Source organism: Nonomuraea sp. NPDC059007 (assembly GCF_042740555.1).
Classification (GTDB): Bacteria; Actinomycetota; Actinomycetes; order Streptosporangiales; family Streptosporangiaceae; genus Nonomuraea.
Map to the genome: position 1 here is coordinate 22,051 of NZ_JBHYJD010000036.1, position 21,521 is coordinate 43,571.

The following is a 21,521-nucleotide window of genomic DNA, read 5'->3' on the forward strand; positions in this document are numbered from 1 at the left end:
CCCTTTGTGTGGTGGTAGCGCCGGGCCGTGGGGGGGTCGCTCGGCGCGATGCCCCGGCGCCGGGGCGGTGGGGGCCTGTGGCCCCCCCCCGGCGACGCCGACGCGGGCGCGGTTTCGGGTGAGTTTCTCCAGTCATGGGTGAGGGCGGACAGTACGCCCGACACCGACACCGACACCGACACCGACGGCGTCAGCGGCAATTGCCCCAGCCGTTGCGGGCGCCCTGAGCCAGGGGTCCGCCGTGGCCGCCGCTGCTGATGGCGCCGTAGAACCTGACGCACTGCCCGGCGGTGTTCTGCTTGGCCGCGGCGTAGTGGCGGTAGCGTCCGTCGTCCTCCTCGACGCCCTCGGCGCCGCTGCCGGAACTTCGGTAGAAGAGCGCGGCCTGGGTGAAGGTCGCCCTGCCATGCCAGGCCGACTTGAGCGTCACCACGCAGTTCTGCCCGTACCTGCTGCTCCACAGCAGGTACACCGTGCCGTACCGGGTGCCCTTGCGGTTGACGACGGATCGTGAATCCTGAACCTTGTAGCCGCCGGATGACCAACCGCATCCCTGCGAGGAGCGCACAGCCGCAGACAGGCTGTGTGCGGCGGCCGGTGCCGGTGCCAGGCCGATGACAGCCGCGGACAGCAGCAGGGTGCCTGCGGCGGCGGGAGCGAGTCGCCTGAACGGGTCTCGCTTCTGTTCGAGCATCAGTTCCTCCTGGTGGTCGAGGGTCGAGCCAGGATGACCAGTGAGTCAGGGACATGTCCGGGTATGCGCGTCCGGGGTGGATGCGCGGGTATCGCGCTCCCTTCGGTGTCGCTACCGGTTTCGCAAGTGTGGAGCTCTACCCCGCGGCGTCGGCTCAAACACACTCGGGACGAGAGATGGGTGAGGTCGGCGGAGTCGTCAGCCCGGACGCAGCGCGGATGAGATCCGGGGATGACGGTCGGAGAAGCTGGTATCGGCCCAGCTTGACGGCACCGCAGGGCGCCTGGAATCGGCCCGGGCCGGGCAGGAGGCAGCCGCACGGCCCGGCCCGGCCCGATCTCGCGGCAGCATGCTCGCCGCTGCACGCGCCTTCTCCTTGATCTTCCTGGGCCGATGGGACGAGGCCCGGGTGATCGTCCACGACCCCACTCCTGGCCCGCATCGATGATCTCATCGCCCGCGGCCGCCTCGGCGAGGCGACCACCACCCCCGCGAGCCCCTTCAACCTCACCAGCCGCGAACTGGACGTCCTACGCCTGCTCACCCTCGGCCGCTCCAACCCCCAGATCGCCAAGGACCTCTTCATCGCCCCCAACACCGTCGCCACCCACGTGGCCAGAATCCTCACCAAACTCAGCGTCGCCACGAGAACGGAGGCGGCGGCCCAAGCCCACCGAGCAGGCCTGTTCAACCCCCGAAGGTACGTCCAGTCCCTTCACAGGCTCGCGCCGGTCAGAGGGTGAGGCTCCAGGACGTGAGGGTTCCGGCGTCTCCCTTGTAGGCGTCGCGCACCCTCAGCCGCCACGTTCCGCTCCTGGTCTCCGCGCTCAGGTCGACGGGGAAGTCGGCGACCAGGTCCGCGGCGGAGTCGTCCGGGCCGGCGCCTTTGAGCGAGTAGACCGTGCCGTCCGGAGCGATCAGGTCAAGGACCAGGTCACCGCGGTAGCTGTGCCGGATGTTGACCGAGACCTTGGAGGTGGTGGAACCGTTCCCCGCACAGCCCGTCACCTCCAAACTGCGTTCGACGGTCGCGCGGTCGGGTAGTTCGGCGCCTTGGTCGTCGGTGAACGGCCCGCAGGACGGCGTCGCGGGAGGGATGTGCAACAGCCGGTTGGGCGATCCGGAACCGGCGTTGGTCACCTTGCCGGTGATCGCGGAACTCACAAGGGACTCCTGAATCTGCGCGGGCGTGATGCCCGGATGGGCACTTAGGAGCAGCGCGGCGGCGCCGGCCACGTGGGGCGAGGCCATCGAGGTGCCGCTGATGGTGTTCGTCGCGTTGTCGGAGGTGTGCCAGGCCGAGGTGATGCCGCCTCCCGGGGCGAACAGGTCCAGGCAACGTCCCCAGTTGGAGGTGCTGCGCCGGCTGTCGTCGGAGTTCGCCGCACCCGCCGTGATCACCTCAGGCACGGAAGGAGGTCCGACTCCGCATGCGTCGGCGTTGTCGTTCGCCGCGGCCGCGACGTAGGTGTAGCCGCGGCGGATCGAGGACTGGATCGCGGTGGTCAGCGCCGAGCTGACCGCGGGCTTCACGCTGACGTTGACCACCGCGGGCGCGGTGCCGTTGGCCGCGATCCAGTCCACCCCCGACAGGACGCCGGAGCCGGGCCCCCTGCCATCGCAGCCCAGCACGCGCACGGCGATCAGCGACGTCTTCTTGGCCACCCCGTGCAGGGTTCCACCGATGGTGCCGGCGACGTGGGTGCCGTGGCCGTTGCAGTCGCTCGCCACGTCGTCGCCGTCGTAGAGGTCGCGCCCGTATGTGGCTCTGCCGCCGAAGTCGGCATGGCTGATCCGGATGCCGGTGTCGATCATGTAGGCGCGGACCCCTTGGGCCGTGCCCGCATAGGTGTAGGAGCGCGACAGCGGCAGGTCGGGCTGATCGATGCGGTCCAGGCCCCAGCTCGGCGGGTTGTCCTGGCGGTCGGCGACGGTCGTCATCTGGTCCTGCTCAATGTGGGCGACCGCGGGGTCGGCCGCCAGGCGCCGCGCGTCCCGCTCGCTCATCGCGGCGGAGAAGCCCGTGACGGCGGTGGTGTAGGTACGCTCGACCCGGCCGCCGTAGCGCTCGGCCAGCCGCCTGGCCACCGGTGGCACGCCGCCGCAGATCCCCGGTGCTCTTGAGGATGACGATGTACCGGTCGGGGATGGCCACGGCGGGGTCGGCCGCGACGAGCCAGCCCGGTGGTGGATCCGCGTGGGCGACGCCAGATGGTACGGCTGCCGCGGCCACGGCCAGGCCGAGGGCGCTCGTCGCGCGTAAGGCCAGGGTGAGGATGCGTCGTCTCATGGCCACAACGTCGCGCCAAAGACCGCACTTGTGGGACATCCAGTGCCGCTGGCACTAATGCGCCACAATCAATGAATTTAATCTGGATAAATCCGGATAAATCGGGTCCAGTTGCCCCATGCCGGAGGCGTCAAATCACGGAACGGCCAGTGTTGAGCCGGCCAGGGCCCCGGCCTCACCTCGGCGAAGGGCATCCAGGCTGGTCGCGGCATTCACTGAATGAGGTCACGCGCCATTGACGCGGCTGTCACGGCGGGTAGTTTCCGTACCGCCGTGGGCCTACGGAGTCACACCCCCCATCCGAGAGGACCCATTCCGTGATTCATCACAAGCATCGGCGCCGGCTCGTGGCCGGCGCGACATGCCTGGTGATGCTGGTGGCGCTCGGCGCGGGCACCGCGCAAGCCGAGTCCCGCATCCCCGCGACGGCACCCGCGCAAGCCGTACCCGTACCAGTCAAGGCCGGCCACGTGCCGCAACTGGCGGAGGCCGGCACGGTCCTCCGGCCTGCGTCGGCATCGGGCACGACGGCGCGCGAGGTGTGCGGCCGCGGTGCCACCTGGCTGCGCCTGCGCTTCACCGAGCTGGATCTGCGCGGCGACGACAACCTGACCATCATCGGCGCGAAAGGCGGCAGCTTCCGTTTCGCCGGCCGCCAATGGCACGGCCGGGCCTTCACGACCCGCGCGTTCCCCGGCGAGTGTGTCAAGGTCAAGCCGCATTTCGCCGACCCGGCCAGCACGTACGCCGTGGACGGCGTCCAGACCGGCACCCAGCCGCTCGAGTCGGCTGAGGTGGTTGTCGCGGGCGCGGGCGATATCTGCGGCAGCGCCTGCGCGGAAACCGGCAAATTGATCACCGCCATCAACCCGGCGGCCGTCTTCACCACCGGCGACAACGCCTACGACAGCGGCACCCTCAGCGAGTACCGCGGCGCCTACCATCGCACCTGGGGCCCCTTCTTCGGCAAGACCTACCCCACGCCGGGCAACCACGAGTACAACACCAGCGGCGCCGCCGGATACTTCGACTACTTCGGAGCGCGTGCGGGAGCCCGCGGGAAGGGCTACTACAGCTGGGACATCGGCGACTGGCACTTCATCGCCCTCAACAGCAACATCTCGATGAGCGCGGGTTCGGCCCAGGAGCAGTGGCTACGCGAGGATCTGGCCGCCAACACCAAGCCGTGCACGGCCGCGTACCTGCACCACCCGCTCTACAACGTCGGCAACCACAGCCCCTCCACCGGCACCCGCCCGCTGTGGAAGGCGTTGTACGACCACAAGGCCGACCTGATGCTGGCCGGTCACGACCACAACTATCAGCGCTGGGCCCTTCAGGACCACCAAGGCAACGCCAAGGCGGACGGCATCAGAGAGATCCTGGTCGGCACCGGTGGCAGGAGCTTCTATGGCCTCAGCTCGAGCAACCCCGCCAACCTCCAGGCCAAGAACGCCAACACGCACGGTGTGCTCAAGCTGACGCTCTCGGCCACCGGCTACAAGTTCGACTTCGTGCCGATCGCCGGCCGTACCTTCACCGACTCCGGCTCGGCCACCTGCCACAAGGCCGGCTCGACCGAACCTGGCTTCACGATGAGCGCCGACCCGGCCACACTCACCGTCGCGCCCGGCGCATCCGGCAGCTCCAGAGTCAGCGTGGCCAGCGTCAATGGATTCTCGGGCACCACCAACCTGACGGTCGCCGCGCCGTCCGGTGTGACCGCGAGCCTGTCGCCGTCATCGGTGACGGTCGCGAATGGAGGTACGGCCGGCGCCGCCCTCAACATCTCGGTGGCGCAGTCCACCCCGACGGGCACTCACACGCTGACCGTGACCGGGACGTCCGGCACGATCACCCGTACCACCACCGTCCGGCTGGTGATCGGGGTCCCTCCGGTCTTCGCCGATGACTTCGAGCAGGACAACGGCTGGACCGTCAACCCCGCGGGCACCGACACCGCCACCAGCGGACGATGGGAGCGCGGCGACCCCGAGGAGACCGCCGAATCCGGCATCAAGCAACTCGGCAACGCGGTCAGCGGCGCCAACGTGCTGGTCACCGGCAGGCTGGCCGGGTCGGGGCCGGGCGCGCACGACGTCGACGGCGGCGTCACGAGCGTGCGGTCACCCGCGATCCAACTGCCTTCCGGCGCCTCCACGCTGAAGCTGTCCTACACCTTCGCACACCGGGACAACTCCTCCACCGGCGACTACCTGCGGATCAAGGTGATCGGCTCGACCACCGTCACGGTCCTGGAAAGGCTCGGCACCGCATCCACCGACCTCGACGGCGCGTGGTCGCCGATCACCGCGGACCTGTCGTCCCTCGCGGGACAGAGCGTGCGGATCCTCGTCGAAGCGGCCGACACCGGCACGGCCAGCCTCATCGAGGCGGCCGTCGACGACGTGAGCGTCACATCGGCGACCTCGGGCGGGGCGACGTTCAGTAACGACACCGACGTGCCCGTCGCGGACCAGGCCACGGTGGAGAGCCCCATCGAGGTCACCGGCCGCGAGGGCAACGCCCCCGCCGCGCTGCGCGTCACGGCGCGGATCACCCACCCCTACCGTGGCGATCTCGCGGTGGAGCTGGTCGCCCCCGACGGGCGTGTCTTCCCGCTCAAGGCGGCACGCAACAAGGAAGACGGCGCCGACGTGGCCATCGTCACCACCGTGGACGCCTCATCGGTGATGGCCAACGGGACGTGGCGGTTACGCGTCAAGGACACCCTCGCGCAGGACAACGGCGTCCTGACCGCGTGGAGCCTGACCTTCTAGCCGACCCGCGGGGTGCGGGGCGCATCGGCCCCGCACCCCTTCCCGGAGGTGTGCTGTGTATCTGTCCTCGACGTACGTGTCCTCCACGGGACCCCGGCGGCGGCTACGCGTGGGCGGCCTGCCCGCGACGGTGTTCGCGCTCGGCCTGGTCAGCTTCTTCACCGACGTGTCAGCGGAGATGGTGGCCGCGTTTCTGCCCATGTACCTGATGTACGGGCTGGGTACGGGCCTGCTTCAGCTCGGCCTGCTCGACGGCCTCTACACCGGCGCGAGCGCGCTGCTGCGCGTGGCCGGCGGCCACCTGGCCGATCGGTGGTCGCGGCCCAAGGCGGTGGCGTTGTGCGGCTACGGCCTGTCGGCGCTGAGCAAGCTGGCCTTCCCGCTGGCAGGCGGCGCGCTCGGTGGGATCGGCGCGGCGATCGCGGTGGACAGGGCCGGCAAAGGGCTGCGTGCCGCCCCGCGTGACGCCCTCATCGCCGCTGCCACCCCGCCGCGGCTGCTCGGCGCCGCCTTCGGGGTGCACAGGGCCTTGGACACCGCCGGCGCGCTACTAGGCCCTATCGCGGTTTTCGCGCTGGTGGGCGCGGTCGGCGACGCCTACGACGCGGTGTTCGTCGTCAGCTTCTGCCTGGCGCTGGTCGGCATCGTGATCCTCGCCGCCTTCGTGCGAAATCATCCGGTACGGCCGGCCGCACCGGCGGAGACTCACCCGCCCGGACGACAAGCCGCACGAGCAGGAGCCGGTTTGCGTGAGGGGCTGCGCCTGCTGGCCGAGCGCCCACTACGCCGGGTGACGCTCTTCGCGTCTCTCCTCGGCCTGGCGACCGCGGGCGACGCGATCCTTTTCGTCGCGGTGCAGCGCCAAGCCGGGCTCCCGGCCTCCGCGCTGCCTCTTCTCCCTCTGGTCACCTCGCTGGTCTTCCTGGCCGCCGCGGTCCCGCTGGGCAGGCTGGCCGACAAGGTCGGCGGATGGCGGATCTTCCTGATGGGCCACGTGCTTCTCGCACTGTCGTACCTTTTCGTGGCCCATCCGGACACTGTCGCCGCCGCCCTCCTGCTGCACGGCCTGTTCTACGCCTCGACCGACGGCGTGCTGATGGCCCACCTCGCCGGCATGCTCCCCGCACACCTGCGCGCCACCGGCCTGGCCGTCACCCAGACCGGGCAGGCGTTGGCCCGCATGGCAGGAGCGATCGGCTTCGGGTTCCTGGCCACCGGACTCGACCTGCGCTGGTGCTTCCTGATCGGCGCCACGCTCCTGCTGTCGACCCTGCTCGCCGCCTGGAGGTCGGGCACATGAGACGCATCCTCATCGCGATCGCCACGATCGCCGCCATCCTCCTGGCCGGTGGGGGCTACGTCGCCTGGGCGATCAGAGGCGATGACCGCCCGGTCGAACCGCCCGCCGCGGCGCCGAGGCAGCCCCTGCTGGTCTTCCTTGACGGCGGCCGCACCCTGGCGGACGTACCGCTCAGCAGGCCGGGCGCCACCGCGGTTCGCCGCGGGCCGAGCTGCCTGCGATCCCACACCGCGGGCGGGACCACCATCTGCCTGCGTCCTGTCGCCATACCCGCCGGATTCGAGGCGGTGATCCTGCGAAGCGGCAAGCCGACGGCCGAGCCGATCCACATCGACGGCACGCCCAGCCGGGCCCGGGTCTCACCCAGCGGGCGGCTGGCCGCCTGGACCGTCTTTCGCACCGGCGACTCCTACGATCCCGGCGCCTTCGCCACCACCACCGGCATCTACGACACCGTGACCGGCGCGCACCACGGCTCGCTCGAGGACTTCCCCGTGGTCGTGAACGGCCGGCCGTACACGCGAGAGGATCGTAACTTCTGGGGCGTGACCTTCGCCGACGACGAAACCTTCTACGTCACGATGCGCTCGGCCGGGCGAATCTGGCTGATGCGTGGCCGGCTGTCCAGCCAGGTGCTCACCGCCATACGGCCAGGCGTGGAGTGCCCCTCGCTCTCTCCTGACGGCACCCGCCTGGCATTCAAGAAGCGGGTCGGCGACCGGTGGCGGCTCCACGTATTCGAACTCGCGAGCGGCAAGGAGATCCCGCTCGCCGAGCGAGCCGACATCGACGATCAGGCGGCCTGGCTCGACAACGGCACGGTCGCGTACGCGCGGCCGGTCCGCGGCGAGCGCCCCTCGCTGTTCGCCGTACCGGCCGACGGCAGCGACGCACCCCGTCTGCTGCGCGCCGACGCCACCTCACCGGCGCTGGTCAGTCCCACTCCCAGATGATGCTGTGGATCCCGGGCTCCGGGTCGAACACGATGTGGGCGGCGACCAGCGTGCCACCGATCCACAGCTCATCGCCGGTCGGCCGCGGGCGATCGATCGACGGCTGAAAACAAGCCCGACATTTCGCAGGCCGCGCCGCCCTGTCGAACTCGACCTCCATGGTCAGCTCGCGCATGCCGGGTTCCACCCGAAAGCTCGCATAGGGGTCAAGGTGTCCGGGTGGGAAGGCGAGCGTGTACTCCATCACCGCCATCCCGCCCTCGGGCAGCACCCGGTCCAGGATCATCTCGTGCACCTCGAAGCCCGTCTCATGGTCGCTCCTGATCCTGCCGGGGCGCCAGCCGCGGGCGCGCTCGACGACCGGGCCCTGCGCACCCGCCATGTAGTAGCGATGCACCATCAGGTCCCGGCCCACCTGCGCCGCGCGGGCGCGTACCACCACCTGCTCGGTGATCGTGCGGATCTGCCGGTGTGCGTCGAGCTGAACCAGCATGCTGTGGCGCAGCCGTACCAGCTGAGAGAGGTCGTCGGGAGTGGCCTCGACCTGGGCCAGCACGCGCCGCAGCCCCTCGGGTCTGGCCCAGCTCTGGTCGGGCCTTCGCGCGGCCGCGGCCTGCTGCCCGATCCACCGGCCTCTGGGCCGAGGCGGGCCGAGCAGCCCGACCAGCGAATCCGCCGGTACGGCGAGCACCTCCTCCAGCACGTGCACCGCACGAATCGAGTCGGCTCGCTCCGGCTGAGTACGCCCGGACTGCCAATAGCTCAGCGCGGTCCTGCTGACCGAGAGACCCTGCTCACGCAGGTGGTGCTGGAGGCGGTCGAGGCTCAGCCCGCTCTCCTGTACGGCCAGCCGTAACGCCGCGCTGAACGGACCGTTCGCCAGCGCCCCACGTAACTCCTCCCTCATCTCGCTACAGCCACCCTCGGTGCGCGGCCGCGGCCGCGAGCTGAAAGCGGCTGGTCGTGGCCGTCCGCGCCATGAGCTGCTCCAGGCGGCGGTAGAAGGTCCGACGGCTCAGTCCCAGCGTCTCCGCCGCCCTGTTGTCACTCACTCCCGCGTTGAGCAGGACGAGCAGCTTGCGATCCGCAGGGTTGATGGATCCGCTCCCGCCGTCCGCCAGGTGCAACGGCACCGACGTGGTCCAGCACATCTCGAAGAGCCCGACCAGCGCCTCCAGCAGACCTCCCGCATAGACGATGGTGAGCGCGGCCGCAGGTCCCTCGGCCGGCCTGGCGAGCCAGGCCAAGTCGTTGTCCAGGATGGTCATGTTGACCGGCAGCACGGCCGTCACCCGCGCCTGCTCGCCCGCCTCCATACAGGGGTTGACGTTGTCCTCCAGATAGCCGGACAGCTCGAGACACTCACGTGAGTAGACCACCCGGTAGTGCATCCCGCGGCCGAGCTGCTCGATCTCGGTCCTGTTGGCGGCGCCGAACAGATGCGGCGGCCGGTCGAGCCGGCGGATCTCGTGCCGGGCACTGTTCACAAGCTGCCTGATGCGAACCTTGACCGCCGCGCCGGTGACCACTTCGACCGGCGATTCGACGTCGGCCTTACGCGCGGATCTGCGGTGTGTCTCGAACGCCTGGCTCACGGCGATCCTCGCCTGCTCCAGGTCGGCCTGGTGCCGATGAACCAGCGCCTCCAGCCCGGTTTCCGGAACAACCGCGCGCACCACCCTGTCGGCGCCATGGATGTCGTGCCGGGCGACCAGACCCCAGGCGATCAGGTCCTTCAGCGCGACGCGCACGGCCTCATGGCGCATGCGCAGTGCCGCGGCCAGCTCCCCCTCACTCGCCTGCTGGACCCAGAGCAGCCGCTCGTAGACCTGGGCAGTTTCAGCCCGCAGGCCTAAGAGCAGGAGTTGATGGCGCAGATCACTCTGTTCCACTCCGTCACTATAGACAGCCGGATGACCCCTTCCTAGGAGTCTGCAGTACAACGCGGGTTTGGGGATGGGATGAGCGCCGGCAAGCCGGTGACGCAAGGGTGGGTCGGGGAGCGGCTGTCCGTGCGTGTCCGTTCCCCTTGGTGAGGCCCTGCGCCCGTGGGACGATTGGATGCCCGGGACCGCACGAGGTGTCCATGGCCGTCGACGATCGCAACAAGCGGCTCGCCAACCAGATCATGCTCTCGGTCTTCCGGGTGCTGTTTCCCGGCGCCGCCACGCGGGCCCAGGGCATCTCCGACATGGCGAACCTGGTCTTCACCAGACAGGATGAGCGCAGGGCGCGCGACACCTTCGAGCACCGGCTGACGGAGGCACGGGACCTGCTGGTGGAACGGCTGCGCCGCTTCGAGCAGGTGGAGTTCAGGAACCTCGACGCCGCCGAGCGTGACCTGGCCGTCGACGGCGTCTGCCGGGCCCTCGAGTCGGCGCGGCTGGACCGCTCGGCCCTGGCCAAGAGCAGGTTCGACGTGGAGGAGATCGCCGCGCCGCTGCGGCCGGAGGCGCGCAGGCACTGGCGGCGGGCCCACCTGTCGAGCGGCGCACACGATTACGGCGAGTGGTTCCTGCACTTTTCGTGTCAGTACGTCGTAGCCCTGGCCAAGAGCATGCCGGACTTCCAGGCGGAACTGTCCGTCGACACGTTCGTGCTGGCGCTCAGGACCTACGAACTGCTCGAGGACGCGATCAACGGGGTGATCCTGCCGCACTTCCGCCCGCGTACGCCCCGGGAGATGAGCGCCTTCGAGGCTCTCTACCTGGCCGACATCATCCACACGTACAAGAACATGGAGTTGTTCGGCCTCGACCTGCCGATGGAGCTCAAGAGACAGCCGATCGAGATCGCCTACATCACGCTGACGGCCGAGGAGGAGAACGCGCGTGCCGGTCCCGTGGACGAGCGCATCGCCCAGATCGTCAAGAATTCCACGCGCTCCAACCGCATCCTCATCGTCGGCACGGCGGGGTCGGGCAAGACCACCATCAGCCAGTGGCTGGCGGTGTGCGCGGCCCGGCACTCCTTCCCGCCGGTGCTGCGGGTCTGGAACGGTCTCATCCCGTTCGTCGTGCAGCTCAGAAACGTGTTCTCCGGCTCCGAGCACATCTACCCGACGCGGGACGACCTGATCAAGGCGGCCTCGCACCGGCGCAAGGACGTGCCGACCGGCTGGATCACCTCCACCCTGGAGTCGGGCAAGGCGCTGGTGATCCTCGACGGCCTCGACGAGCTGTCCGAACTGCATCGCAGCGACTTCTCCTCCTGGCTGGAGAAGCTTCTCGACGAGTATCCGGACGTGCGGTACGTGGTCACCTCCCGTCCTGAGGGCGCGAACATGTCGTGGTTCGCCGGGAACCGCTTCTCGCCGCTGCGGCTCCATCCCATGGACGACGGCCGCATCATCCTGTGCGTCAACGCGTGGTTCGACTCCTTTCTCCTGTTCGAGACGCAGGAACGCCGCGACTACTTCCGCGACAGGCGCCAGGACCTTCTGCGGGACCTCCGCAGAAGGATCACCGTCCGGGAGATCGCCGAGACGCCGCTGCTGTGCGCCATGCTTTGCGCCTTCTACGCCGACAACCTCTCCGACACTGCGCCGAGCAGCCGTAGCGAGCTCTACAACAAGGTCATCAGCGCCCTGGCCTGGAAACGGGAGCGAGCACGCGCCCCGCGCGGAGTGGGCCTGGAGCTCAACGAGCAGGACCGCCTCGACCTCCTCGAAGCAGTGGCCTGCCACCTGAGCGAGCATTCCGCGATCCGCGTCCGTATGGAGGACCTGCGCCTGCGGGAACAGCCGCGCCCGACGGTGAAAACGCCCGGCGCGCTCACCCCTGCCGAACGGCCCGAGCTACGGCTGCCGGAGAAGACCGTGCTGGAGATCGTCAAGGAGTGCCTGCCCGGCATGATGAACGTGACGATCGGCGCCAGAGACGTGATGAAGATCCTCGTCAACCGGACCATCGTCTTCCGGGAGACGAGCGCCGGGGTGGCCGAGTTCGCCCACCGCAGCTTCCAGGAGTACCTGACCGCGCTGGGGTACGCCCACGCCGGCCGAACCGGTGACCTCACCCGGCACATCACCGACGACGGCTGGCACAGGGTGATCGCCTTCGCCGCCGCAGAGCTGGACCGGCCGTCGGCCAGCCGCCTGGTCGGCGGAATCCTGGACGCGGCCGACGAGGCCGCCGATGACCGGCGCCGCGTCCTGCTTCTTCTCGCCGCCGAGTGCATCTCGACCGGCCGGCGCGTGACCACGGCCATCGCGGAGCGGGCGGGCGCGGCGCTGACCGACGTGCTACCGCCCCGCACGATCGAAGAGGCGGAACTGATCGGCGGTAGCGAGGGCATGGTCAGGTGGCTGACCCGGTTCACCGGCGAGCCGCCACCGACCCAGGAGGCCTGCGTGCACGCGGCGGCGGTGCTGGGCGGGGATGAGGGGCTCGAGGTCATCGCCCGTTATGCGCCGCTGGCACGGGAACAGCGAGTGGTCGACGAGATCGTGGCCTGCGGCGAACGGTTCGAGATCGGGGAGTACGTGGACCGGGTGCTGTCCCGCATGAGCCTCGCCGGGGTCGTCGTACACGTGCGCTCGGAGGCGTTGCTCGGCCATGTGGGCCGTCTGACCGAGCTGACCGCCCTGGACGTGGCGGTCGGGCAGGGCGCGCTCAGCCTCGCTTCCTGGCGCGGACTGTCCAAGCTGGTCCAGCTCGACTGCGGCAAGCACAAGGGCCCGGTCTCGCTGGCCGGGATCGAGAAGCTGACGGCGCTGCGCAGGCTCAGTCTCCGCGGCGTCCCGGGCGTGAACCGGCTGCGTGCCCTCACCGGCCTCGAGGAACTCCACCTCGACGGCTGCAACAAGCTGACAGATCTGGCGCCGCTGGCCGACCTGCGCAAACTGCGCATCCTCATTCTCGACGGATGCGTGAACGCGCGGGGCTTCGCCGCTCTGCGCGCGCTCCGTGACCTACGCACTCTGTCGATCAACGGATGCAAGGTCGGCTCTCTGAGCTTCTGCCGCGAGATGCCCGCGCTGACCACGCTGCGCGCCCTCACGCGCGAAGGTGTCTCGAAGACGTCGGCTCTGGAGGAGTGCGAGAACCTGCAACGGCTGGAGTTGCGCCTGGCCGGATTCGGCCGCGAGACGTTCGAGCTTCCCGGCGGCGAGAGGCTGCGGAGCCTGAAGTTGACCGGAACGGTGCTCGCCGCCGACCTCATGACGCTCACGAACTCTCCGCGGCTGCTGAGTCTCCACGCGGAGGAGGTCGAGAATCTGATGGATCTCACCTGCCTTTCCGGCCTGACGTACCTGCGTAAACTCGCGCTGACCGGCTGCCGGGAGCTGAGCGGGTGCGGCGGGATCGCGAACCTCGTCCACCTGACGGAGCTTGACCTCAGCGGCTCCCGCATCGAGCACCTCGACTTCCTCACCGGGTTGCGCTCTCTCAGGCGGCTGCGGCTGGACGACTGCACCCGCCTGCACAGTCTCCTCGCGCTGCGCGACCTGCCGGACCTCCAGCACGTCAGCCTGCGCGGCAGCCCGCTGGCCAACCCCGACGCCATCGACAGCCTGCGCAACGTGGTCGTCGACTACGAGCCCTACGACTACGACTCGGTCATCACGCCGGACACCGTCGACGGGTGAGGTGAGATGGGGTCACGGGCCCATCGGTCACGATGCCGCCCTTCCTGATGGTGGTCGCCATGCTGGCGGGCCGCAGCGGCGTCTCATCCACAACGCGCGCGCCCAGGGCCTCGATTTTCGCCCCGGCGGCGCCGTTGGCGTGCCGCGGGGAGTTCGACGGTGCCGGAGGCCTTCTGGGCTCGTGGGTAGGCCTCCACTTCCGCGCAGGACCTCTACAACGCCGGCGCCGGCAAGCATCAGCTCTGTGCGGTGGCGCTACGCCGGTATCTGGAGCGCAACACCGAGTCCGACATCGCCCTGCTGGATCGGGCACCGGCCGCTCATTGGACTCGTGGCGAGACGGCTGACTCGAATCTCCAAATGAGGGGTGATGGGAACGAAGGGGGAAGCCTTGGCCGCGTTCTGGGCGGAGGGAGTAGAGGGCGAGTTTCTCGGGATCGACACCGCGTTGCCGCAGCAAGGTTCTCAAACGGACCTTCGCATGACTACGCGCTCCGTCCCGGGCCGGCCGACCACCTGCCAGCCCCGGCTGCGGTACAGGCCGAGCGCCGCCCGCGCGTGCGGATGTGTGGACAGCCATTTCAGCCGGACGCCTGCCGCGGCGACGATCGTGTCGTGAAGCGCCGCGCCGTACCGCATCCCGCACCGCTCCGGCAGCACCGCGAGCTCCTTGAGGGTGAAGTCGTCGCCCGCCACCCGGCCCGCCAGCACCGCCAGAGAGGAGCAGGAGTAGCCGTAGGCGAAGCCGTACACCTCCTCGTCCTCATCCTCGCCGAGCGCGAGCGCCAGGACGAAGCCGGGACGCGCGCTGTCCGAGAGCAGGCGGGCCGCGACGGATCTTGCCGCCGCGTACGGCTCGTGCCAGGGCGCCCGGGTGAAGCTGCGCCCGCCGACGTCGGCCACCGAAGTGAGGTGGCGCGCGATCTCGCCGGCGGCCACGAGACCGACCCGGGGCCGCGCGCCGCTCACGGGGGTCAGCCCTTGGCCGCGTTGTAGCGGGTGATGACGTCGTCCCAGTTGATCAGGCCCCACAGCTTCTGCACGTAGTCCGGGCGGACGTTGCGGTACTGCAGGTAGTAGGCGTGCTCCCACGCGTCGAACACCAGCAGCGGGGTGGTGTTCATGCCGACGTTGCCGTGGTGGTCGTAGACCTGCTCGACGACCAGGCGGCGGCCGAGCGGCTCCCACGCCAGCACGCCCCAGCCGGAGCCCTGCACGGTTGCGGTCGCGGTGGTGAGCTGCTTCTGGAAGGCCTCGAAGGAGCCGAAGTGCTCGGTGATGGCGTCTCCGAGCTCGCCGTCGGGGCGGTCGCCGCCGTCGGGAGAGAGGTTCTGCCAGAAGATCGTGTGCAGCACGTGACCGGACAGGTTGAACGCGTACGTCTTCTCCAGCCCCACCAGGCCACCGAACTCGCCCTTGTCCCGGGCCTCCGCCAGCCGGTCGAGGGTGTCGTTGGCGCCCTTGACGTAGGCGGCGTGGTGTTTGGCGTGGTGGAGCTCCAGGATCTCGCCGGTGATGGCGGGCTCCAGCGCCGCGTAGTCGTACGGCATGTCGGGCAGCGTGTACTGACCCATCGTGTATCCCCTCGGACCTGTAGTTGCGAGTAATTCGCAACAACCCTAATACGGCAATTAGCGGCCATCTGTGACCGACCCTTGACCCACCGCCACGAGCCGCCTAACTTGCCACTTATTCGCATCTGCGATCCCCTCGCAAGGAGTCATCGGTCATGAGGCTGCTTCCTGTCCTGATGTCGGTGCTGATCCTCACGGCCTGCGCGTCCCCGCCCGAACGGCCCGCGGCACCCGAAGCCGCCGCCGTCACCGTCGAGAACTGCGGGCGCAAGCTGACCTTCGACAAGCCTCCGGCCAAAGTCGTCACCGGTTACCAGCCCGCGCTGGAGACCCTGTTCGCCCTGGGCCTGCAGGACCGGGTGGCCGGCCGTACCGACTTCTCCGAGAGCGCCTTCCTGCCCGGCCATAAGGAGCTGTACGACAAGATCCCCGAGATCTCGCCGTCGATCATGCTGCCGCAGAAGGAGGTCATGCTCGCCCAGGGCGCCGACTTCGTCCTGGACAACACGATGACCAGCTTCGACGCCTCCGGCGGGTACGCGACCGTGGACGAGCTCGGCGCGGCCGGCACCCCGGTCTACATCCTGGGCGGCTGGTGCGACGCGGCGACGACCCTGGAGTTCACGATCGAGGACACCTTCACCGACCTGCGCAACCTTGGCGCCATCTTCGGCGTGCCCGAGCGGGCCGACAAGCTGATCACCGAGCTGCGCGCCAAGCTGGCCGAGGTCACCACGAAGGTCGGCGCCCTGCCCAAGGTCAAGGTATTGGCCACCGACGGCGGCAAGGGGCCGGTCAACGCCTACGGCGGAGCCGGGCTCACCAACCAGATGATCACACTCGCGGGTGGTCAGAACGTCCTGGCCGACGTCAAGGGCGACTACACCGAGGTGAGCGCCGAGAAGATCGCCGCCGCCGCGCCCGACGCGCTGCTGGTCTGCGACTACGCCGTGCTGTCCGGTGAGAAGATGCCCGCCGCCACCGCCAAGGCCGACGAGGCGTTCGCCATCGCCAAGAACAGCCCCGCCGCCCGCGGCAAGCGCTTCCTGGCCTTACCGGCCGCCGCCCAGCACCCCGGCTACCGCAACATCCTCGCCATCGCCGACATCGCCAGGTTCCTGCACTCCGAAGCCTTCGCCTGATGAGGGTCGTCGCCCCCCTGCTGGCGCTGGCCGTCGTCTGCTCCACGCTGGCCGCCGTCAGCATCGGCGCGGTGCACGTCGGCCCGGCCCAGGTCTGGGGCATCGTCGCCGACCGCCTGATCCCCGGCGCGGCCGTCCCCTCCTGGACACCCGCGCAAGCGCAGATCGTCTGGGAGTTCCGCCTGCCCAGAGCGTTGCTGGCACTCCTGGTCGGCGCCGGGCTCGCGGTCGTCGGCGCGGTGCTGCAGGCCCTGGTGCGCAACCCGCTGGCCGACCCGTTCCTGCTCGGCGTCTCCTCCGGCGCCTCACTGGGCGCGGTCCTGGTCCTGATCTTCGGCGCCTCGGCGCTCGGCGGGTTGCCGCTGTCGGTGGCGGCCTTCCTCGGCGCGCTGCTCGCCCTCATGCTGGTGTACGTGCTGGCGCAGCGCTCCGGCCGGATCACCCCCGCCCGCCTGGTGCTGGCCGGAGTCGCCCTGGCCTACCTGTTCCAGGCCGTCTACAGCTACGTGCTGCAACAGGCGCACAGCGGCCGGGCCGCTCAGCAGGTGCTGTTTTGGCTGCTGGGCAGCCTCGGCGGTGCCCGCTGGCACATGCTGCCGATCCCTGCCGCCGTCCTGCTCGCCGGCATCGCGTACCTGCTCGTCCAGCACCGCCCGCTCAACGCCTTGAGCTCCGGTGAGGACAGCGCCGTCTCCCTCGGCGTCAGCGTCACCGCCCTACGCGCCCGCCTGTTCGTGCTGACCTCGCTGCTGGTCGGCGTCCTGGTGGCCACGAGCGGCGCCGTCGCCTTCGTCGGCCTCATCGTCCCGCACGCCGCCCGCCTGCTCGTCGGCGCCGACCACCGTCGCGTCCTGCTCGTCTCCGCACTGCTCGGCGCGCTCTTCCTCCAGCTCGTCGACATCGCCGCCCGCACCGTCGCCGCGCCCCAGGAGCTGGCCCTCAGCATCGTCACCGCCGTCTTCGGCGTTCCCTTCTTCCTCTGGCTGCTGCGGAGGCGCGGATGACCCTGCTCCTCAACGGCGTCGCCATCCGGCTCGACGGCCGCCCGATCGTCCACGCAGCCGACCTGGAGGTCGGCCCCGGCGAGTTCGTCGGCCTGCTCGGCCCCAACGGCTGCGGAAAGTCCACCCTCCTGCGCGCCGTCTACCGCGCCGTCCGCCCACACGCCGGCCTCATCGCCGTCGAAGGCGACGACGTGGTACGGCTGCCGCCGCGCGAGTCGGCCAGGCGCACGGCGGTCGTCGCCCAGGAAGCCCCCACGGAGCTGGACTTCACCGTCGCCGAGATGGTCGCCCTCGGCCGCACCCCGCACCAACGCCCCCTCGACCGCACCACCAAGGCCGACGAGCTCATCTGCGCCCAGGCGCTCGAACGCGTCGCCGCGACCCATCTCACCGGCCGCCTCTACGGGACCCTGTCCGGCGGCGAGAAACAACGCGTGCTCCTGGCCCGCGCCCTGGCCCAGCGATCCCGCCTGCTCCTGCTGGACGAGCCCACCTCCCATCTCGACATCCGCCACCAGCTGGAGATCCTCCGCCTGGTCCGCGGCCTGGGCGTCGCCACGCTGGCCGCCCTGCACGACCTCAACCAGGCCGCCGCCTACTGCGACCGCCTGTACCTCATGGACGCGGGTCGCGTCCTGGCCGGCGGCCCTCCGGACGACGTGCTGACGCCGGAGCGCATCTCCCAGGTGTACGGCGTGCGTGCCGTACAGCGGACCCAGCTCGTCTTCGAGCTCAAGGAGGAGCAGTGATCTCTCGGCTGCTGAGCCTGTCAGCGCAGGTCCGGCTACGCCTGGCCGGGGTGGTGGGGCTGTTGCTGGCCATCACCGCGACCTACGTCGGCCAGGGCGTGCTCGTCGCCCACTGCCTGGCCCGGATCTTCGCCGGTGACGGCGTGGCCGCGATCGGCTGGCCCGTCGCCGGGATCGTCGTGCTGCAGCTCGGGCGCAGTCTGGCGCTGGCCGTACGAGAGGTGGCGGCGCTGCGGGCCACGGCCGGGATCAAGAAGGAGCTGCGGCGGCGGCTGACCGCCAAGCTGCTGACGCTCGGACCCGGCTGGGCGCAGCAGGGCAGGACCGGTGCGACCCAGAGCTCGCTGGTCGACGGGATCGAGACCGCGGACGCCTACCTCGGCCGGTTCCTGCCGCAACTGGCCGCCGCGCTGATCGGGGCCGTCGGCGTGACCGCGTTCCTGTTCACTCTCGACCCGGTCATCGGAATCGTGGTGCTGGCCTGCGCCGTCCTGATGCCCGTGCTGCCCCTGGCCTCCGACCGGGTGCTCAGGAACCGCAACGACGCCTGGTTCCGCGGGTACAAGGGGTTGTACGCGGAGAACCTCGACGCGTTGCAAGGCATGGGCACGCTGAAGGCGTTCAACGCCAGCGGCCGGCGCGGCAGCGAGCTGGCCAGGCTGGCCGAGGCGTTCTGCCGCGACTCCATCCGGCTGATGGCGATCGTCGTCCTCTACCTGGGCGGCGTCGCCTTCGTCATCGGCCTCGGCACGGCGGTGGCGCTGGGCGTTGGCGCGCTGCGGCTGGCCGCGGGCGAGCTGACGGTGACCGGGCTGCTGCTGGTGCTCATGCTGACCGCCGAATGTTTCCGGCCGCTGAAGGAGCTCGAGGCGGCCTATCACTCTAGCTACAACGCCGTCCCGTCCCTGCGGGCGGTCTTCGAGGTACTGGACACCCCGGCGCAGGAGCAGGGTTCGTCGACGGCGTGCTCGGGACCGCCCGCGGTCGCCTTCCACGACGTCAGCCTCACCTACCGCGAACGCGACCGCCCCGCCCTCGACCACTTCACCCTGGAGATCGAGCCGGGGGAGCGGGTCGCGCTCGTCGGCCGCTCCGGTGCCGGCAAGACCACCGTGGCCGCGCTCTTGCTGCGCTTCTTCGACGCCACCTGCGGCCGCATCACGGTCGGCGGCACCGACATCCATGACCTGCCCCTGGACGAGCTGCGCTCGCTCGTCGCCGTCGTCTCCCAGGACACCTACCTCTTCCACGGCACCGTCCGGCACAACCTCACCCTGGCCCGACCGGCCGCCGGCGACGCCGAACTCGACGCGGCCATCGGCGCGGCCCGCGCCGGCTTCGTCCACGACCTGCCCCAAGGCCTGGACACCATCGTCGGCGAACGCGGCCTCAAACTCTCCGGCGGCGAACGCCAGCGCATCGCCATCGCCCGCGCCCTGCTGAAGAACGCCCCCATCCTCGTCCTGGACGAGGCCACCTCCAGCGTCGACGCCGCCAACGAATCCGGCATCCAGCAAGCCCTCGACACGCTGGCCGGCGGCCGCACGACCCTGATGATCGCGCACCGGCTGTCCACGGTCCGCGACGCCGACCGGGTCATCGTCATGGCCGACGGCCGCATCGTCGAGGAAGGCGACCATCGAACATTGCTCGACCGGCGCGGCGCCTATGCCCGCCTGGTCGCCGCCCAGGAAGGATCCGTCTGATGTTCGCCCTGCTGCGCCTGCTCGGCCCGCACCGGCCGCTGCTGGTCGCCGCCGTCGTCAGCGGCATCGCCCACCACGTCGTGATGCTGGCCTCGGCGGGTGTCGGAGCATGGGTGGTCAGCCGAGCCATCACCGGGGCCACGCCCGGCGAGCTGCGCGGTGGCCTCATCGCCCTCGGCCTGCTCCTGCCGCTGCTCGCCCTCACTCCCTGGCTGGAGTCCTACCTCGCGCATGTGGCCGCCTTCCGCGTGCTGTCCGACGTGCGCGGCCGGGTCTACGCCGCCTTCGACCGCCTGGCGCCCGGCTACCTGCTGGAACGCCGCTCCGGAGACCTCGGCGCCACCGCGATCTCCGACGTCGAGCAGCTGGAGCTGTGGTTCGCCCACACGCTCAGCCCGCTGGTCAGCGCCGCCACCGTGCCTGTCGCCGCGCTCGCCGCCCTCGGCGTCTTCCACCCGGCCCTGGCCCTCGCGCTGGCGCCCGCGCTGGTGCTGCTGGCTTTCGTTCCCAGGTGGCTGCGCCGACGCGCCGAAGCCCAGGGCGCCGAACTCCGCGCCCGGGTAGGCGAACTCAACGCCGAAGCCGTCGACACCCTCCAGGGCCTGCGCGAGCTCATCACCTCCGGCGCCGGTGAGCGCCAGCTCGACCGCCTTGCCGTACAGGACGAACTCCTGCTCGCCGCCAAACTCGCCCACGGTCGCCGCTCCGGCCTCGAACACGCCGCCACCAACGCCCTGGCCACCTTCGGCCTGCTGGCCGTCCTGCTCACCGCCGCCTTCCTCGTAACGGCCGGCTCCCTGCAGCCCCTGCTCTTTCCCGTCGCCGTCGTTCTGTCGGCCGCCACCTTCGCCCCCGTCGTCGCCGTCACCGACGTCGCCCGCGACCTCAACCTCGTCACCGCCGCCGGCGCCCGCATCATGACGCTCCTCGACACCCCGGCCCCGGTCACCGACCGCGTCAGCGCGCCGCCGCCCGGCCCCATCGCTCCTCACGTGGTTTTCACCGACGTCACCTTCCGGTACGGCCTCGCCCTCCCCGAGGCGGCGACCGGCGTCACCTTCGCCCTCGGACCCGGCCAGACCGTCGCGCTCGTCGGCCACTCCGGCGCCGGCAAGTCCACCTGCGCCAGCCTCCTGATGCGCCTGTGGGACGTGACCTCCGGATCGATCACCATCGGCGGCCACGACATCCGCGACTTCCCCCAGGACGATCTGCGCCGCCGCATCACCCTGGTGCCTCAGGACGTCTACCTGTTCAACATCCCGCTGGCCGACAACATCCGCCTCGGCCGCCCCGACGCCACCCTTGAGGAGGTCATCGCCGCCGCCACGGCCGCCCAGGCCCACGAGTTCGTCACCGGCCTGCCCGACGGCTACGACACCCTGCCCGGCGAACTCGGCACCCGCCTGTCCGGCGGCCAGCGCCAGCGCATCGCCATCGCCCGGGCCATCCTCAAGGACGCGCCCATCCTCATCATGGACGAAGCCGTCTCCAACCTCGACACCGAAAGCGAGCAGGAGGTCGCCGCCGCCATGGCCTCCGTCCGCCGTGACCGGACCACGTTGGTCATCGCGCACCGGCTGTCGACCATCCTGACCGCCGACCGCATCGTGGTGCTCGAATCGGGCCGCGTCGCCGAGACCGGCACCCACGAGGAGCTGCTGGCCCGCGACGGCGCCTACACCCGCCTCATATCGGCCCAACTGACCGGATCCGTGTCATGATGGCCGGGTAAAGGC

At 70.2% G+C, this 21,521-nt stretch carries 16 protein-coding genes; 10 read left to right on the forward strand and 6 right to left on the reverse strand.

Annotated elements, in window-relative coordinates:
• Positions 1-190: 190 nt before the first annotated feature.
• Positions 191-694, reverse strand: coding sequence for a hypothetical protein (locus tag ACFWY5_RS41005; protein ID WP_379611054.1), 504 nt, complete (start codon positions 692-694; stop codon positions 191-193).
• 452 nt (positions 695-1,146) lie between these two features.
• On the opposite strand from ACFWY5_RS41005, the gene ACFWY5_RS41010 reads away from it, so the two are divergent.
• A complete protein-coding gene (locus ACFWY5_RS41010) occupies positions 1,147-1,437 on the forward strand; it encodes a response regulator transcription factor (RefSeq protein WP_379611140.1) in 291 nt (96 codons plus the stop codon).
• On the opposite strand, the gene ACFWY5_RS41015 is transcribed toward ACFWY5_RS41010, so the two are convergent.
• Complete coding sequence (locus ACFWY5_RS41015; protein ID WP_379638048.1) at positions 1,427-2,791, reverse strand: S8 family serine peptidase; 1,365 nt, start codon at positions 2,789-2,791, stop codon at positions 1,427-1,429. The genes ACFWY5_RS41010 and ACFWY5_RS41015 overlap by 11 nt on opposite strands.
• Positions 2,792-3,301: 510 nt before the next feature.
• Between ACFWY5_RS41015 and ACFWY5_RS41020 the strand changes: the two genes are divergently transcribed.
• The 3 genes from ACFWY5_RS41020 to ACFWY5_RS41030 are packed head-to-tail and all read left to right on the forward strand — an operon-like array spanning position 3,302 to position 8,017.
• The gene (locus tag ACFWY5_RS41020; protein WP_379638049.1) at positions 3,302-5,764 is read left to right on the forward strand and encodes a proprotein convertase P-domain-containing protein; all 2,463 of its coding nucleotides are present in this window, start codon (positions 3,302-3,304) and stop codon (positions 5,762-5,764) included.
• A gap of 55 nt (positions 5,765-5,819) precedes the next feature.
• On the forward strand, positions 5,820-7,064 hold the full coding sequence (locus ACFWY5_RS41025; RefSeq protein WP_379638050.1) for an MFS transporter: 1,245 nt from the start codon (positions 5,820-5,822) through the stop codon (positions 7,062-7,064).
• Positions 7,061-8,017 carry a TolB family protein gene (locus ACFWY5_RS41030; protein WP_379638051.1) on the forward strand — a complete coding sequence of 319 codons (957 nt, stop codon included), beginning with the start codon at positions 7,061-7,063 and terminating at the stop codon, positions 8,015-8,017. The genes ACFWY5_RS41025 and ACFWY5_RS41030 overlap by 4 nt, the downstream gene beginning before the upstream one ends.
• Here the strand turns inward: ACFWY5_RS41030 and ACFWY5_RS41035 are convergent.
• Positions 7,998-8,924: a hypothetical protein gene (locus ACFWY5_RS41035; protein WP_379638052.1), complete on the reverse strand. Its 927-nt coding sequence runs from the start codon at positions 8,922-8,924 to the stop codon at positions 7,998-8,000. The genes ACFWY5_RS41030 and ACFWY5_RS41035 overlap by 20 nt on opposite strands.
• A gap of 4 nt (positions 8,925-8,928) precedes the next feature.
• On the reverse strand, positions 8,929-9,909 hold the full coding sequence (locus tag ACFWY5_RS41040) for a helix-turn-helix domain-containing protein (RefSeq protein WP_379611061.1): 981 nt from the start codon (positions 9,907-9,909) through the stop codon (positions 8,929-8,931).
• A gap of 194 nt (positions 9,910-10,103) precedes the next feature.
• Between ACFWY5_RS41040 and ACFWY5_RS41045 the strand changes: the two genes are divergently transcribed.
• On the forward strand, positions 10,104-13,607 hold the full coding sequence (locus tag ACFWY5_RS41045; RefSeq protein ID WP_379611062.1) for an NACHT domain-containing protein: 3,504 nt from the start codon (positions 10,104-10,106) through the stop codon (positions 13,605-13,607).
• A 465-nt stretch (positions 13,608-14,072) separates the two neighbouring features.
• Here the strand turns inward: ACFWY5_RS41045 and ACFWY5_RS41050 are convergent, their stop codons facing one another.
• Both ACFWY5_RS41050 and ACFWY5_RS41055 read right to left on the reverse strand, forming a co-directional pair.
• Positions 14,073-14,576 carry a GNAT family N-acetyltransferase gene (locus ACFWY5_RS41050; RefSeq protein WP_379638053.1) on the reverse strand — a complete coding sequence of 168 codons (504 nt, stop codon included), beginning with the start codon at positions 14,574-14,576 and terminating at the stop codon, positions 14,073-14,075.
• A gap of 5 nt (positions 14,577-14,581) precedes the next feature.
• Positions 14,582-15,181: a superoxide dismutase gene (locus ACFWY5_RS41055; RefSeq protein WP_379611066.1), complete on the reverse strand. Its 600-nt coding sequence runs from the start codon at positions 15,179-15,181 to the stop codon at positions 14,582-14,584.
• Between the two features lie 155 nt (positions 15,182-15,336).
• Between ACFWY5_RS41055 and ACFWY5_RS41060 the strand changes: the two genes are divergently transcribed.
• The 5 genes from ACFWY5_RS41060 to ACFWY5_RS41080 are packed head-to-tail and all read left to right on the forward strand — an operon-like array spanning position 15,337 to position 21,506.
• Positions 15,337-16,323 (forward strand): ABC transporter substrate-binding protein, encoded by a 987-nt coding sequence (locus ACFWY5_RS41060; RefSeq protein ID WP_379638054.1) that lies wholly within the window; start codon positions 15,337-15,339, stop codon positions 16,321-16,323.
• Positions 16,323-17,327, forward strand: a complete 1,005-nt coding sequence (locus ACFWY5_RS41065) for a FecCD family ABC transporter permease (RefSeq protein WP_379638055.1) — start codon at positions 16,323-16,325, stop codon at positions 17,325-17,327. Before ACFWY5_RS41060 ends, ACFWY5_RS41065 begins: the two co-directional genes overlap by 1 nt.
• Positions 17,324-18,076, forward strand: a complete 753-nt coding sequence (locus ACFWY5_RS41070; protein ID WP_379611070.1) for an ABC transporter ATP-binding protein — start codon at positions 17,324-17,326, stop codon at positions 18,074-18,076. The genes ACFWY5_RS41065 and ACFWY5_RS41070 overlap by 4 nt, the downstream gene beginning before the upstream one ends.
• Positions 18,073-19,782 (forward strand): ABC transporter ATP-binding protein, encoded by a 1,710-nt coding sequence (locus tag ACFWY5_RS41075; RefSeq protein WP_379638056.1) that lies wholly within the window; start codon positions 18,073-18,075, stop codon positions 19,780-19,782. The genes ACFWY5_RS41070 and ACFWY5_RS41075 overlap by 4 nt, the downstream gene beginning before the upstream one ends.
• Entirely contained in the window at positions 19,782-21,506 is a 1,725-nt protein-coding gene (locus tag ACFWY5_RS41080) for an ABC transporter ATP-binding protein (protein ID WP_379638057.1), read from the forward strand. Before ACFWY5_RS41075 ends, ACFWY5_RS41080 begins: the two co-directional genes overlap by 1 nt.
• Positions 21,507-21,521: the final 15 nt, after the last annotated feature.